The organism is Enterobacter sp. R4-368 (assembly GCF_000410515.1).
Lineage (GTDB): Bacteria > Pseudomonadota > Gammaproteobacteria > Enterobacterales > Enterobacteriaceae > Kosakonia.
Genome location: NC_021500.1, coordinates 3778282 through 3791783, shown reverse-complemented (window position 1 = coordinate 3791783; position 13502 = coordinate 3778282). Strand labels below are relative to the sequence as shown.

At 53.6% G+C, this 13502-nt stretch carries 13 protein-coding genes and 1 pseudogene; 6 read left to right on the top strand and 8 right to left on the bottom strand.

Going from position 1 to position 13502, the window contains the following annotated elements:
* The first annotated feature begins 178 nt into the window (after nt 1-178).
* A complete protein-coding gene (gene robA / locus H650_RS17740; RefSeq protein ID WP_020456480.1) occupies nt 179-1054 on the top strand; it encodes an MDR efflux pump AcrAB transcriptional activator RobA in 876 nt (291 codons plus the stop codon).
* On the opposite strand, the gene gpmB is transcribed toward robA, so the two are convergent.
* On the bottom strand, nt 1051-1698 hold the full coding sequence (gpmB, locus tag H650_RS17735) for a 2,3-diphosphoglycerate-dependent phosphoglycerate mutase GpmB (protein WP_020456479.1): 648 nt from the start codon (nt 1696-1698) through the stop codon (nt 1051-1053). The genes robA and gpmB overlap by 4 nt on opposite strands.
* A gap of 98 nt (nt 1699-1796) precedes the next feature.
* Here gpmB and yjjX point away from each other — a divergent pair, with 98 nt between their 5' ends.
* A complete protein-coding gene (yjjX, locus tag H650_RS17730) occupies nt 1797-2312 on the top strand; it encodes an inosine/xanthosine triphosphatase (protein WP_020456478.1) in 516 nt (171 codons plus the stop codon).
* Here the strand turns inward: yjjX and trpR are convergent.
* Together trpR and sltY are read right to left on the bottom strand one after the other, a co-directional pair.
* The gene (gene trpR, locus H650_RS17725) at nt 2303-2632 is read right to left on the bottom strand and encodes a trp operon repressor (protein ID WP_017457853.1); all 330 of its coding nucleotides are present in this window, start codon (nt 2630-2632) and stop codon (nt 2303-2305) included. The two genes, yjjX and trpR, sit on opposite strands and share 10 nt — an antisense overlap.
* 74 nt (nt 2633-2706) lie before the next feature.
* Nucleotides 2707-4647: a murein transglycosylase gene (sltY, locus tag H650_RS17720; protein ID WP_020456477.1), complete on the bottom strand. Its 1941-nt coding sequence runs from the start codon at nt 4645-4647 to the stop codon at nt 2707-2709.
* A gap of 214 nt (nt 4648-4861) precedes the next feature.
* Between sltY and ettA the strand changes: the two genes are divergently transcribed.
* Together ettA and H650_RS17710 are read left to right on the top strand one after the other, a co-directional pair.
* On the top strand, nt 4862-6529 hold the full coding sequence (gene ettA, locus H650_RS17715) for an energy-dependent translational throttle protein EttA (protein ID WP_071925297.1): 1668 nt from the start codon (nt 4862-4864) through the stop codon (nt 6527-6529).
* A 325-nt stretch (nt 6530-6854) separates the two neighbouring features.
* The gene (locus tag H650_RS17710) at nt 6855-7349 is read left to right on the top strand and encodes a helix-turn-helix domain-containing protein (RefSeq protein WP_020456475.1); all 495 of its coding nucleotides are present in this window, start codon (nt 6855-6857) and stop codon (nt 7347-7349) included.
* A gap of 47 nt (nt 7350-7396) precedes the next feature.
* On the opposite strand, the gene nadR is transcribed toward H650_RS17710, so the two are convergent.
* Genes nadR through serB form a run of 3 tightly spaced genes read right to left on the bottom strand, consistent with a single transcriptional unit; the run spans nt 7397 to nt 11016 of the window.
* The gene (gene nadR / locus H650_RS17705) at nt 7397-8623 is read right to left on the bottom strand and encodes a multifunctional transcriptional regulator/nicotinamide-nucleotide adenylyltransferase/ribosylnicotinamide kinase NadR (RefSeq protein ID WP_020456474.1); all 1227 of its coding nucleotides are present in this window, start codon (nt 8621-8623) and stop codon (nt 7397-7399) included.
* 30 nt (nt 8624-8653) lie between these two features.
* Nucleotides 8654-10036 (bottom strand): DNA repair protein RadA, encoded by a 1383-nt coding sequence (gene radA / locus H650_RS17700; protein ID WP_020456473.1) that lies wholly within the window; start codon nt 10034-10036, stop codon nt 8654-8656.
* A gap of 8 nt (nt 10037-10044) precedes the next feature.
* On the bottom strand, nt 10045-11016 hold the full coding sequence (gene serB, locus H650_RS17695; RefSeq protein ID WP_017457847.1) for a phosphoserine phosphatase: 972 nt from the start codon (nt 11014-11016) through the stop codon (nt 10045-10047).
* A 118-nt stretch (nt 11017-11134) separates the two neighbouring features.
* On the opposite strand from serB, the gene H650_RS17690 reads away from it, so the two are divergent.
* Both H650_RS17690 and lplA read left to right on the top strand, forming a co-directional pair.
* Nucleotides 11135-11785: a YtjB family periplasmic protein gene (locus H650_RS17690; RefSeq protein WP_020456472.1), complete on the top strand. Its 651-nt coding sequence runs from the start codon at nt 11135-11137 to the stop codon at nt 11783-11785.
* Between the two features lie 43 nt (nt 11786-11828).
* The gene (gene lplA, locus H650_RS17685) at nt 11829-12845 is read left to right on the top strand and encodes a lipoate--protein ligase (protein WP_020456471.1); all 1017 of its coding nucleotides are present in this window, start codon (nt 11829-11831) and stop codon (nt 12843-12845) included.
* A 15-nt stretch (nt 12846-12860) separates the two neighbouring features.
* On the opposite strand, the gene H650_RS17680 is transcribed toward lplA, so the two are convergent.
* On the bottom strand, nt 12861-13043 hold the full coding sequence (locus H650_RS17680) for a hypothetical protein (protein WP_020456470.1): 183 nt from the start codon (nt 13041-13043) through the stop codon (nt 12861-12863).
* A gap of 52 nt (nt 13044-13095) precedes the next feature.
* A pseudogene (locus H650_RS26150) lies at nt 13096-13439 on the bottom strand (type II toxin-antitoxin system HipA family toxin YjjJ); the annotation flags it as partial.
* Nucleotides 13440-13502 lie beyond the last annotated feature (63 nt).

Here is a 13502-nt window from a genome sequence, read left to right as displayed (position 1 = left end):
TTCAGCTTTTAAATGAGAAACTGTTTGCAGATCACTAATTTACAAAATTTATGATGAAAATCAGTCACAATGCGTATTTGTGCACAAAAAAAACACCGAATGCTAAACACCTCAAAACCCGTTATTATCCGTTGCCTGGTATCAGGCGTTAATGCTGTTTTAAGGAAGAGGATATTGTATGGATCAGGCTGGGATCATTCGCGACTTACTTTCCTGGCTGGAAAGCCATCTGGATCAGCCGCTCGCTTTGGATAATGTGGCGGCAAAAGCGGGCTATTCCAAGTGGCACCTGCAAAGGATGTTTAAAGACGTGACCGGTCATGCCATCGGCGCTTACATTCGCGCGCGTCGTCTGTCAAAATCCGCCGTTGCTCTGCGCCTGACTGCCCGTCCCATTCTGGATATTGCACTGCAATACCGCTTTGATTCGCAACAGACCTTCACCCGCGCTTTCAAGAAACAGTTTGCTGTCACCCCTGCGCTCTATCGCCGTTCACCAGACTGGAGCGCGTTTGGCATTCGCCCGCCGATGCGTCTTGGCGAATTTACCATGCCAAAACATGATTTTGTCACCCTGCCACCAATGCATCTTATTGGCACCACCCAGAGCTACACCTGCGCGCTGGAGGAGATCTCCGATTTTCGTAATCAAATGCGCATTCAGTTCTGGCGGGAATTTTTGAGCAATTCACCGAAAATTCCACCGGAAATGTATGGCCTGCACGAGCCGCGCCCGAGTCTGGAAAAAGATGACGAACAGGAAGTGTTTTACACCACAGCGCTAACGCCGGAGATGGCGAACGGCTATCTGAGCAACGCGCAGCCGGTGTTGCTGGAAGGCGGCGACTACATCTCCTTCGCCTATGAAGGTTCACCGCACGGTTTTCAGGATTTCATCCTGACCGTTTACGGAACGTGCATGCCGATGCTTAATCTCACGCGCCGTAAAGGCCAGGATATTGAGCATTTTTACCCGCAGCATGAAGAGCCGCGCGAAGACGGCGAGCCGCCGGCGCACATCCGCTGCGAGTATATGGTGCCCATTCGCCGTTAACGCTGCAACTCATCCAGCGCTGGGGCGTCCAGATGCGAGACGTCTCCTGCGGTTTCCACCACCCAGCCGGAAGCCAGCCACGGGCTTTGTTGATAATCAATACGGGAAATGGAGCAGTTGCGCAGGCGCAGGCGGCGTTCTGCATAAGCCGGGAGCCCAAGGATCGTGCTCACCAGGCAGCCCAGCGCCATACCGTGGCTAACCAGCAACGGGCGGCTTCCTTCGGGAAGCTCCAGGCAGGTTGCCAGCGCCGCGTGCATACGGTCGCTTAACTCCTGCATCGATTCACCATCGGGAATACGGCCATCGGCCGTGCCATTCACCAGTTGGCGACGCCAGCTCTCTTCTTCTTCAGTCAGGGAATCGATATGACGGCGTTCCAGCACGCCCATGTCCAGCTCGCGTAAACGCGGCTCAAAGGTGATATCGCAACCGCAGACTTCAGCGATGATCTCAGCCGTCCGGCGGGTTCGGCCCAGGTCGCTGGCAATAACGTGGGTAATGCCCAGCGCTTTTGCGCGCTCAGCCACCTGCCACGCCTGCTTCTCCCCTTTTTCGGTTAACGGACTGTCTGACTGGCCTTGAATACGACGCTCGGCGTTCCACTGCGTTTCACCGTGGCGAACAAGGTATACCTGTAACATGCTTTTTTATCCATTATACTGCGATGAATTTATTATCTGAGGAAGGTCTCTGTCCGGGGTAAAGAACGCGTCTCATTCCGAACATACCGTTATTGATTATGCACCATGTTGTCTCAGCTACCACCAATCCCGCGAAAATTCGGGCGATTCTGCACGCTTTTAACGAGATCTTCGGCGAAGGATCCTGCCATATAGACGCCGTTTCCGTCGATAGCGGCGTACCGGAACAGCCGTTTGGCAGTGAAGAAACGCGTACTGGCGCACGAAATCGCGTGGTCAATGCCCGCCATGCGCGCCCCGAAGCGGATTTCTGGGTAGCTATCGAAGCCGGGATCGACGAGGGCAGTACGTTTAGTTGGGTGGTTATTGAAAGCAATCATCAGAAAGGTGAAGCCCGCTCGGCAACACTGCCGCTACCGGAGATCATTTTGCAGAAAGTGCACGCCGGTGAAGCGCTCGGGCCAGTAATGTCGCGGTATAGCGGAATTGATGAGATCGGCCGCAAAGAGGGTGCCATCGGCGTTTTCACTGCCGGTAAACTCACGCGCGAAAGCGTTTACCACCAGGCGGTGATTCTGGCGCTCAGCCCCTTTCACAACGCGATTTATCGCTGAGTATTCAGCAGCGTCTGCTCCAGCCATAAACGTAAATCAGCAGGCGCAGCTTTCAGGCTGTTTGAACCTCGAGTAATGGTCGCGATACCTGCCCCCAGCTCGCTTTTCAGCTCACGCTGGCTCATCTCGCCACGCAACAGTTCTTCAATGATCCGCACTCTTGTGCCCAACGACTCGCGCTCATCTGGCGTAAGCATCAGATTAAGCAATGGAATGTGCAGATCCTTTTCATAAGATTGCCGAACCAGATCAACGAAGCGTTGCCACTCCTGATCGCGCTGTTCGGCCATCGCTGCGGAATAGGGTGATTGCTGAGTCATAATTTGCCGCCATGTTAAAGGTTTACTGATGTGTACTCTTTAGCGAGTACACATCATAGCATAAACCACGGAAATCAATAACGGCGCTGCCATTCAGCATCATTAAAGACAACCGGCTTATCTCCGCTCAGGAAATAGCGGTAATAAGCATCATAAGCCAGCACGTTTTTCACATAGCTGCGCGTTTCCGAGAACGGGATGCTCTCAATAAACGCCACCGCATCCAGTTTGCCGCCGCTGTTGTTCAGCCAGCTGCGCACCCTTCCCGGCCCGGCGTTATAGGCTGCCGACGAGAAAATACGGTTATTGCCAAACTGCTGATAAACATATTGCAGATAGCTGGTGCCAATGTTGATATTCGTTTCCGGATCAAACAATTGGCCCGAGTTGCTGTAGCCGGGAATATTAAACATCTTCACCGTGTGCGTGGCGGTACCCGGCATAATCTGCATTAAACCTGCCGCGCCAACCGGGGAGCGCGCCGTTGGGTTCCAGGCACTCTCCTGGCGCGATATCGCCATCGCATAGCTTTGCGAAATTCCTTTTCCACTGGTGTAGCGGGCATAAAGATCGCTATACGCCAGCGGGAAACGCTCTTCAAGGTGATCCCACAGCTTGCCGGCAATCGTGGCCTGCACACTCAGATCCCACCAGTGTTGATCGAAAGCATAACGCGCCAGCTGTGCCTGCTCTTGCTGGGTGCGGCTGGTCACCAGATTCGCCCACTCACTGCGCGCGGTGTTATCAAGCCCCCAGTACATCAGCTCACGAACGCGTGCCATTTCTGCGCCCTGCGTCAGCGTTGGGGAGACATTTCCCTGCGCTTTGTCTATCTGCATCGAGTAATCTTCACCCAACCGCTGGGCGGCGGCCATCGGGTAAAAACCGCGCTGCTTCATCAGGGCGTGGAGGATCTCTTTAGCTTCATCCTCACGTCCGCGCTCCAGCAACAAATCCGCCTGCCAGTAGCGCCACTCGTCTTTCTCTTTTGCGTCCATCGGCAAGCGCGAAAGCCAGGTATTCAGCCCACGACGATCGCCGTTGCCAATCGCCATACGCACCCGGCGCTCCAGCAAAGAGACCGATTGCGAGCGCATGATTGCATCATCACGCCAGCGCGCCTGATCGCTGGTGACGTCATTGCCCATCAATCGCCATGCGACAATATCGCGCAGCGTCTGGGTTTGTTCCTCATTCAACTGTTGTGCTTGCACCAGCGACGGGATCATTAAGCGAGCATTTTCGACATCCTGACGCGCGACGCTTTCAAAGGCTTCCGCCGCCATCTGACGGGTAAAATCCGTTGCGCCGGTGGTGGTAGCAAAGGACATTACGCTCAATGGATTATTGGCAAGGTTGATGATAGCCGCCGAAATGGTTTGATAATCAGGCGGCATCTGCCCGGCCAGCAGTGTCACCAGTTTGGTATTACCCGCTTTCATCGCCAGGCGAATACGCTCCAGAAACGCCAGCGGATCCTGTTTCCCGGAAGCGCGCCATGCGCCAAACAGCTGATCGCACGCGTTGGGCTGGCTTTTACCGCTTAACCACAGCTCTTTCGCACCTGCCCAGGCTTCGTCTGCCTGACCGGTATTCCACTTGGCAAAGTAGTAGTTACATTGTGCTTCGGTAGTCGCAGGTTTCTCCGGGCTGAACGCCAGCAGCCCGCGCCAGTCTTGCCGCCGGGCCAGTTCATTAACAAAGCGAGATTTCAGCGTGCGCGCCGCCGGAAGCGTCGGGTTGGCCTGCACAAAGTTGGTCACCGTAATTGCGGGTTGATTCATCAGATCGTCGGTAATCTGACGATATTGCAGATACGGGTAAAGCGGATACGTTTGTAGCGTGGGCAGTAATTGCTGCACCACGTCCATCTGTTTGTTGTCCCATGCGGTTTTTATCTGCGCGTAACGGTTACGTTGTTCATCCAGTGAATCTGCTCGCGCCACATTGCTGAGGGACAGCAAACAAACGCAGGCCGCCGCGAATCGCCAGGCGACATGTTTAGCTCTCTGCACAGCTCTTTCCTCTTATCTGTCACGTTTTTGCAGCGTCATGCCGCGTAATGCGTTAATGCTAACCGCGCAACTCGTAACGCGCCACGTTGCGCACACTTTTTTACCTTTCTGGCGTGATTTAACACACCTGGCGCGGCTGGCTGGGATTAAGCAACGAAAACGGCTACACTCCGCTGTTGAATACCACTCTCATTACAAAGAGGCGAAGTCCAACGTGGCTCAATTCGTATATACCATGCATCGTGTCGGCAAAGTTGTCCCGCCGAAACGTCATATTCTGAAAAATATCTCGCTAAGCTTCTTCCCGGGCGCAAAAATCGGCGTGCTGGGTCTTAACGGTGCCGGTAAGTCTACCCTGCTGCGCATCATGGCCGGCATCGATAAAGACATCGAAGGTGAAGCCCGCCCACAGCCTGGCATTAAGATCGGTTACCTGCCGCAGGAACCACAGTTGAACCCGGAGCAGACCGTACGTGAATCGGTTGAAGAAGCCGTATCCGAAGTGGTCGGGGCCCTGAAACGTCTGGATGAAGTGTATGCGCTGTATGCCGATCCAGAAGCGGATTTCGACAAGCTGGCGGCAGAACAAGGCAAGCTGGAAGAGATTATCCAGGCGCATGACGGTCATAACCTGAATGTGCAACTGGAACGCGCCGCCGACGCGCTGCGCCTGCCGGACTGGGACGCAAAGATTGCCAATCTTTCTGGTGGTGAACGCCGCCGCGTCGCGCTGTGCCGTCTGCTGCTGGAAAAGCCAGATATGCTGCTGCTCGACGAACCGACTAACCACCTGGACGCCGAATCCGTTGCCTGGCTGGAGCGCTTCCTGCACGACTTCGAAGGCACCGTGGTGGCGATTACCCACGACCGTTACTTCCTCGATAACGTCGCCGGTTGGATCCTCGAACTTGACCGCGGTGAAGGTATTCCGTGGGAAGGCAACTACTCTTCCTGGCTGGAACAGAAAGATCAGCGTCTGGCGCAGGAAGCCTCTCAGGAAGCGGCACGTCGTAAATCCATTGAGAAAGAGCTGGAGTGGGTGCGTCAGGGCGCGAAAGGCCGTCAATCTAAGGGCAAAGCCCGTCTGGCGCGCTTTGAAGAGCTCAACAGCACTGAATACCAGAAACGTAACGAAACCAACGAACTGTTTATTCCACCGGGACCTCGCCTGGGCGATAAAGTGGTTGAAGTCAGCAACCTCAGCAAGTCTTACGGCGATCGCCAGCTGATTGATGGCCTGTCCTTCTCCGTGCCGAAAGGCGCGATTGTCGGCATTATCGGGCCGAACGGCGCCGGTAAATCGACGCTGTTCCGCATGATGTCTGGTCAGGAGCAGCCTGATGGCGGCACCATTACACTGGGTGAAACCGTCAAACTGGCCTCGGTTGATCAGTTCCGCGACGCGATGGATAACAGCAAAACCGTGTGGGAAGAAGTTTCCGGCGGGCTGGACATTATGCGCATCGGTAACACCGAAATGCCGAGCCGCGCGTACGTTGGCCGCTTCAACTTTAAAGGCACCGACCAGGGTAAACGCGTGGGCGAGTTGTCCGGCGGTGAGCGCGGTCGTCTGCATCTGGCAAAACTGTTACAGGTTGGCGGCAACATGCTGCTGCTTGATGAACCGACCAACGACCTGGATATCGAGACCCTGCGCGCGCTGGAAAACGCCCTGCTTGAATTCCCGGGCTGCGCGATGGTTATCTCGCACGACCGCTGGTTCCTTGACCGTATCGCCACCCATATTCTGGATTACCAGGATGAGGGCAAAGTGGAGTTTTTTGAAGGCAACTTCACCGAATACGAAGAGTATAAGAAACGCACGCTGGGCGCAGATGCGCTGGAGCCGAAGCGTATTAAGTACAAACGTATCGCCAAATAAGCCGACACAAAAGCGAATGGGGAAACCCATTCGCTTCACTCCCAAATGCTCAGTGAATTCCTCTACAATAAACGCATAAAAAAGTTTTTTTGTTTTTATACTATCTTTGCCGCGATTCAGAGGCAGATGCATTCATTGCAGAAATAATCTAAAACTAAAATCCTGAATAATAGTCACATCAAAGAATAAATCTCCAGCAATCTCATCGCCATAGATTAATGCTTTTAGCATTCGCCATTTTGTCCCTGGATTGCTTAACGCTAAGACCAGACGCTAACATGATACGCACTACCTTAGTTAATAAATGAACGCATGGTTATAATTAATGCATATCATCACGGAAGATGTTTTTCTTAAAAACGGATTACAAACATTTATTAAGCAAAAAGAAATAACACTGGATAATAACGACGTTATTTTAGACTTTGATAACAACTTTCTTATTATCACGACATTATCGACACTAAACAGAATAATAAAAAGCGACAATCCATTTGAATGTTACTTATTACATTCATTTTTAAAAATTAAGAAAAACACAAAATTAACCGAAATATTCCGCATATTAAATTATAAATCCTGGCGGAAGAAACAAGACCACGAGTGCAGAATAACGCTAACGCGAAAAGAGAGACTGCTGCTTAGCCATATCATTAGCGCAGGTAAAAAGAAAAGTATGCTAATCCACAGCGGGCTGGATATAAAAACGGTCAGTACGCATAAATATAATATGTTGAGAAAGGTGAATCAGCCATCAATCGCTACGCTGACGCAGGTACATAACCGCTGGAAAAATTTTCGCAATCAACCTGCAAACTAACCGATATACAGGCCGCGGAATATACCAGACCGGCCTGCCATTTCAGACTACGGCCCCATTAACTGTTTAACCAGTTCGACGCACTGTAAAAAACGCGAGTCATAATCTGCGGCTTCAACACGTACATACTCGATATTATTTTCCCGCAGCATCGACACCAATAAATCCTGAAACTCCTTGCGATCGACTGAACTGCCGAGGCTTCTCAGGCCATCATTCACCCACGGCGTATTATTTTCCAGCAGGATCACCAGATCAAAACGATATTCATCAATTAAAGCCTGAACAAAAGGGTGCTCGCGGCCTTCATATTTTTTGCAGAACGCCTGCGTGGTGACAAAATCCGTATCGATAAACGCCACTTTATTGGCGTACTTCACGGCAAAATCGATGTACTGCGCATGTCCGAGGGCAATTTTGTCATAATCAGAATATTGCAGCGCAATTTCGTCACCACCAAGATGAGAAAAGACGTAATCGCGGCCATATTCCCATGCGCTGGTGGTATTGAAGATATTGGCGAGCTTATTTACCAATGTTGATTTACCGCTGGATTCTCCGCCCAGAATCGCCACCGTGCGCACAAAAAAGGGCTTTACCTCAGTCGGAATATAATCCCAGTAACGGAAGGGGTTCTCGCGGATTTGCGAACCGCTGATATTCATAAAGGTACGCTTTGGATCGACCAGCACCGCTTCAATTCCCAGATGTTGCCGATACTGCGGCGCATCAGCCTCTTCGGAGGTGTAAATCCAGTTTGGCGTGATCCCTTTTTCGGTCATAAACGCTTTGATGCCTTTACTCCAGACATCCCAGCCGTGCGGATACGGCTCCATCCCCTCTTCGTTAAAGGCATGAATACGGATATTTTTCTGGTACTTAAAGGTCTGTAGCAGCCAACGCAAGCGATCACTTACCGTCGGCTGTTGGGACATCGCGCTGTCTTCAAACAACTCGCGATCGCGGGTTTCGTCATAACCAAGGATGATATGCAGTTCATCCACCTGGCTACAGGCGCGCTGGATCAAGTAGATATGACCAGTGTGCAGCGGGTAAAACTTGCCGAAAACCACGCCAATGCTTTTCTGCCGACGGGGAAACTCAAGATCGAGAAAGCGGTGCAGAGCCTCAAGTTTTTGCGCACTGGGGCTCTTAATTTTGGCATTCAGCAGCTGGCTCAAATAGCCTTTGGTCATACCGCTGGCATCGGCTACCTGCTGTAACGTGCAGCCTTTCTGGCGAATCGCGGTTTTTAAGTAGTCGAATGACGACATTGTTGCCTCCTGCAAAAAAACATTAGCCAATTATAAGTCGTCAAAGACACTTAGCGCATCCGCGAGCTTTTTCACGCCGAAAATTTGCATTCCTTCAGGCACTTTTTTCGGCACATTCGCTGCCGGAACTATCGCACGACGGAAGCCATGCTTCGCGGCCTCCGAAATGCGCTCCTGGCCGCTGGGCACCGGGCGAATTTCGCCTGCCAGCCCGACTTCGCCAAACACCACTAAATCCTGCGGTAACGGCCGGTCACGCAGGCTGGAAACCATCGCCAGCAACAGCGCTAAATCGGCGCTGGTTTCGGTCACTTTGACCCCGCCGACCACGTTGACGAACACATCCTGATCCGCCATCTGCAAGCCGCCGTGGCGATGCAGCACCGCCAACAGAATCGCCAGACGGTTTTGCTCCAGTCCCACCGCCACACGGCGCGGGTTTGACATCATCGAATGATCCACCAGCGCCTGAATTTCAACTAACAGCGGGCGTGTGCCTTCCCACACCACCATCACCGAACTGCCGGAGGTGACTTCATCGCCGCGACTTAAGAAAATCGCCGACGGGTTGCTGACTTCACGTAGCCCCTGCTCGGTCATGGCGAATACGCCGAGTTCGTTAACCGCGCCGAAACGGTTTTTATGGCTGCGCAAGGTGCGAAAACGCGAATCCGCATCGCCGTCGAGCAGCACCGAGCAGTCAATACAGTGTTCAAGCACCTTTGGTCCCGCCAGCGAGCCATCTTTGGTGACGTGGCCGACCATCACAATCGCCACACCGCGCGTTTTCGCAAAGCGCGTCAGATAGGCCGCCGTTTCACGCACCTGCGCCACACTGCCGGGCGACGACTGAATATCGGCCATGTGCATGACCTGAATCGAGTCGATCACCATCAGCTTCGGTTGTTCCTCTTCGGCGATCATGCAGATTTGTTCGATGCTGGTTTCCGACAGCATATTGAGATTGCCGGTCGGCAGCCCCAGACGGTGCGCGCGCATCGCTACCTGCTGTAATGACTCTTCGCCAGTGACATACAACGTTTTCATCTGCTCGGCGAGCTTACACAACGTCTGCAACAACAACGTGGATTTCCCCGCACCGGGGTTGCCGCCAATCAGAATCGCGCTACCGGGCACAACACCGCCGCCGAGCACGCGATCAAACTCTTTAAAACCGGTGGAAAAACGCGGTAGCTCTTCGAGGCTGATATCCGCCAGCTTCTGCACTTTTGATACGCCAGCGCTCCCCGCATAACCGGAAAGACGCTCATTACGCGCCACGGTGGGCGAAGCGGCAACACGCACTTCCGTAATGGTGTTCCATGCGTGACAGGCGCTGCACTGCCCCTGCCAGCGCGGATAATCCGCACCGCATTCATTACAGACAAACGCGCGTTTGGGAGCTTTCGCCACAATAACCTCTACTTCTTATTAATGCTGCCGGAAAGAATACAAAATACGCCCATCAGATCGGCGTGGCGAATAGTGACTTCCGCCTTCTCATTCACTTTGGGTTTGGCATGAAACGCGATGCCAAGCCCGGCGGCTTTGATCATCGGCAAATCGTTCGCGCCATCGCCAATCGCCACCGTTTGCTCCGGCGCGATTTCATACTTTTCAGCCAGTTGCTTCAGCGTGTTGGCTTTGAACTGCGCATCCACGATATCGCCTAATACCTGGCCGGTGAATTTACCGTCCATGATCTCAAGTTCGTTGGCAACTGCCGCCGTTAAATGCAGCTTGTCGCGCAGATAATCGGCAAAGAAAGTAAAGCCGCCCGAGGCGATGGCTACTTTCCAGCCCAATGTTTCCAGCTTCAACACCAGTTGCACAAGGCCTGGCATTAACGGCAGTTTTTCGCGTACTTGCAGCAAAATATTGGCGTCCGCGCCTTTCAGCGTCGCCACACGGCTGCGCAGGCTGGCGGCAAAATCGAGTTCGCCGCGCATCGCCCGTTCGGTCACTTCCGCCACCATTTCGCCGGTGCCGGCAAGTTTAGCGATTTCATCAATGCACTCGATTTGAATGGCGGTGGAGTCCATGTCCATCACCAGCAGCCCTGGCGAGCGCAGATGCGGGATTTTCCCCAGCGGGGCGACGTCCATACCTTCGTCGTGGGCCAGGCGCGTCGCGCGCGGCGTCAACGAACCCGCCAGACGAAGAACCTGATAATCGTCAACGCTCCACGCGGCAACAATCACCATTGCTGCACCCAATTTGCGCTGATAGGTCGTCAGACGTTGCTTATCCAGATTACGTGCGTACAGTAGCCAGCCGCTGCGACCAGCGTGATAGTCCAGAGGCATTACCTCATCACCACTTAAAGAGAGCGGCAATCCCGGCCACTGAGAAACATCATCGGGCAGATCGCACCAGGTCAAACTATTAGGCATTAAAGCTCCTGTAAAAACGTTCGCGCCAGAAAGCATCGGAGGGGAAAATAACGCATGAGGCTACCTTGTAACCAGCGCTTCTGGCAACATTAAGCCTCAAATTTTCAACAGGTGGAATATGGCTCGCGCAAAACTTAAATTTCGGCTGCATCGCGCCGTAATCGTCCTCATCTGTCTGGCACTGCTGGTCGCGCTGATGCAGGGCGCATCCTGGTTCAGCCAAAGCCATCAGCGTCAGCGCAATCCGCAGTTTGAAGAGCTGGCGAGAACGCTGGCGCGCCAGGTGACGCTGAATCTCACGCCGCTGATGCGCACAGAAACCCCGGACGAAAAACGGATCAACGTCGTGCTGCGCCAGCTCACCGAAGAGAGCCGCATTCTGGATGCAGGGGTGTACGATGCGCAAGGCGATCTGATCGCGCGCTCCGGCGAAAGTATTGATGTGCGCGACAGGCTGGCGCTGGACGGCAAAAAAGCAGGCGGCTATTTCAACCAGCAAATTGTTGAGCCGATTCAGGGAAAGAGCGGCCCGCTTGGCTACCTGCGCCTTACGCTGGATACGCACACGCTGGCGACAGAAGCCAAACAGGTGGATAACACCACCAATATTCTGCGCCTGATGTTGCTGCTGTCGCTGGCCATTGGCGTAGTGCTGACGCGCACCCTGTTGCAGGGCAAACGCACGCGCTGGCAGCAGTCGCCGTTTTTGCTGACGGCCAACAAATCCGTACCGGAAGAAGAAGAGCAGCAAAAGAAAGAGTCGCTCTGACCGCTACCGGTAAAAATTACAGGTTACAGAAAGGAAATCTGCTATGTCGACGCTTCGTCTGCTTATCTCTGACTCGTACGATCCCTGGTTCAACCTGGCGGTGGAAGAGTGTATTTTCCGCCAGATGCCCGCCACGCAACGCGTACTGTTCTTATGGCGCAACGCGGACACGGTGGTGATTGGGCGGGCGCAAAACCCGTGGAAAGAGTGCAATACTCGCCGCATGGAAGAAGATAACGTGCGGCTGGCAAGGCGCAGTAGCGGCGGCGGCGCGGTGTTCCACGACCTCGGCAATACCTGTTTCACTTTCATGGCGGGAAAGCCGGAATACGACAAAACCATCTCCACGTCGATTGTGCTTAATGCTCTGAATTCACTAGGCGTTACCGCAGAAGCTTCCGGGCGCAACGACCTGGTGGTGAAAACGGCGGAAGGCGATCGTAAAGTGTCCGGTTCTGCCTACCGGGAAACCAAAGATCGTGGCTTCCACCATGGCACGTTGTTGCTGAATGCCGATCTCAGCCGCCTGGCCAATTACCTCAACCCGGACAAGAAAAAGCTGCAAGCCAAAGGCATTACGTCGGTGCGTGGGCGCGTGGCGAATCTGGTGGAGTTGCTGCCGGGCATTACCCATCAGCAAATCTGTGAAGCGATCACTGAAGCCTTCTTCGCTCACTATGGCGAACGGGTTACGGCGGAGGTTATCTCGCCGGATAAAACCCCGGACTTGCCCAATTTTGCCGAAACCTTTGCCCGCCAGAGCAGCTGGGAGTGGAATTTCGGCCAGGCCCCGGCGTTCAGCCATCTGTTGGATGAACGTTTTACCTGGGGCGGCGTGGAGCTCCATTTTGATGTGGAAAAAGGGCACATCACCCGCACGCAGGTGTTTACCGACAGCCTGAACCCCGCGCCGTTAGAAGCGCTGGCGGCACGTTTGCAGGGCTGCCTCTACCGCGCGGATATGCTGGCGCAGGAGTGTGATGCACTGTTAGTCGATTTTCCGGAGCAGGAACAAGAACTTCGCGAGCTTTCCGCATGGATTGCAAGCGCAGTACGTTAGCCTCTGAGTGGCTGACTACGCCATCCGTTGCGCTATCTGTTCCAGTTGGGCGACTTTATCACCCATTTGCCGGGCGATATGGCGAAACGCCTCACTGATGCGATCATCTGCCGCCACTGTCTGCCTGAATGTTTGCGCCGGTGGGATGGCGAAATTCCACGCTGCCTTGCTGACCGAGGTATCCAGCGCCAGTTCCATAGCATTGCTCCCGAACTGACGGGGGCAAATGCCATCGGCAACATATCATAGGCAGGCCAAACTGACGCGCGATGTTTCGTCCCCATGACCGTCCTAAAAATCCTGAGGTCGCAGCTCGGTGAGATACCATGGCAGACCGTCAAACCACTGCAATCCCCCCTCTTCTAATGTGACCAGACAGCTGCCCAGGGGCCAACATGTGTGTAATTCGCCTCACTTGTAAACATGACGTTGTTCATTAATTCGGCGTAGTGCAAACCGTTCAACACTGCGTACAGGGCGTAACAAGGCATAGCGCGTTGCACGTGCTTTACCAAATTGCAGCACCTGTGGCTCGGTGGCAACCAGCCGTGAAAACGTGGCCTGACTAATCTTTAATGCCTTACGCAACGCCATCGCGGGCTGGGGCCCTTGTTACAGAAGATCGGTAAGCGAACTCATCAGTGAATAGATTTATGA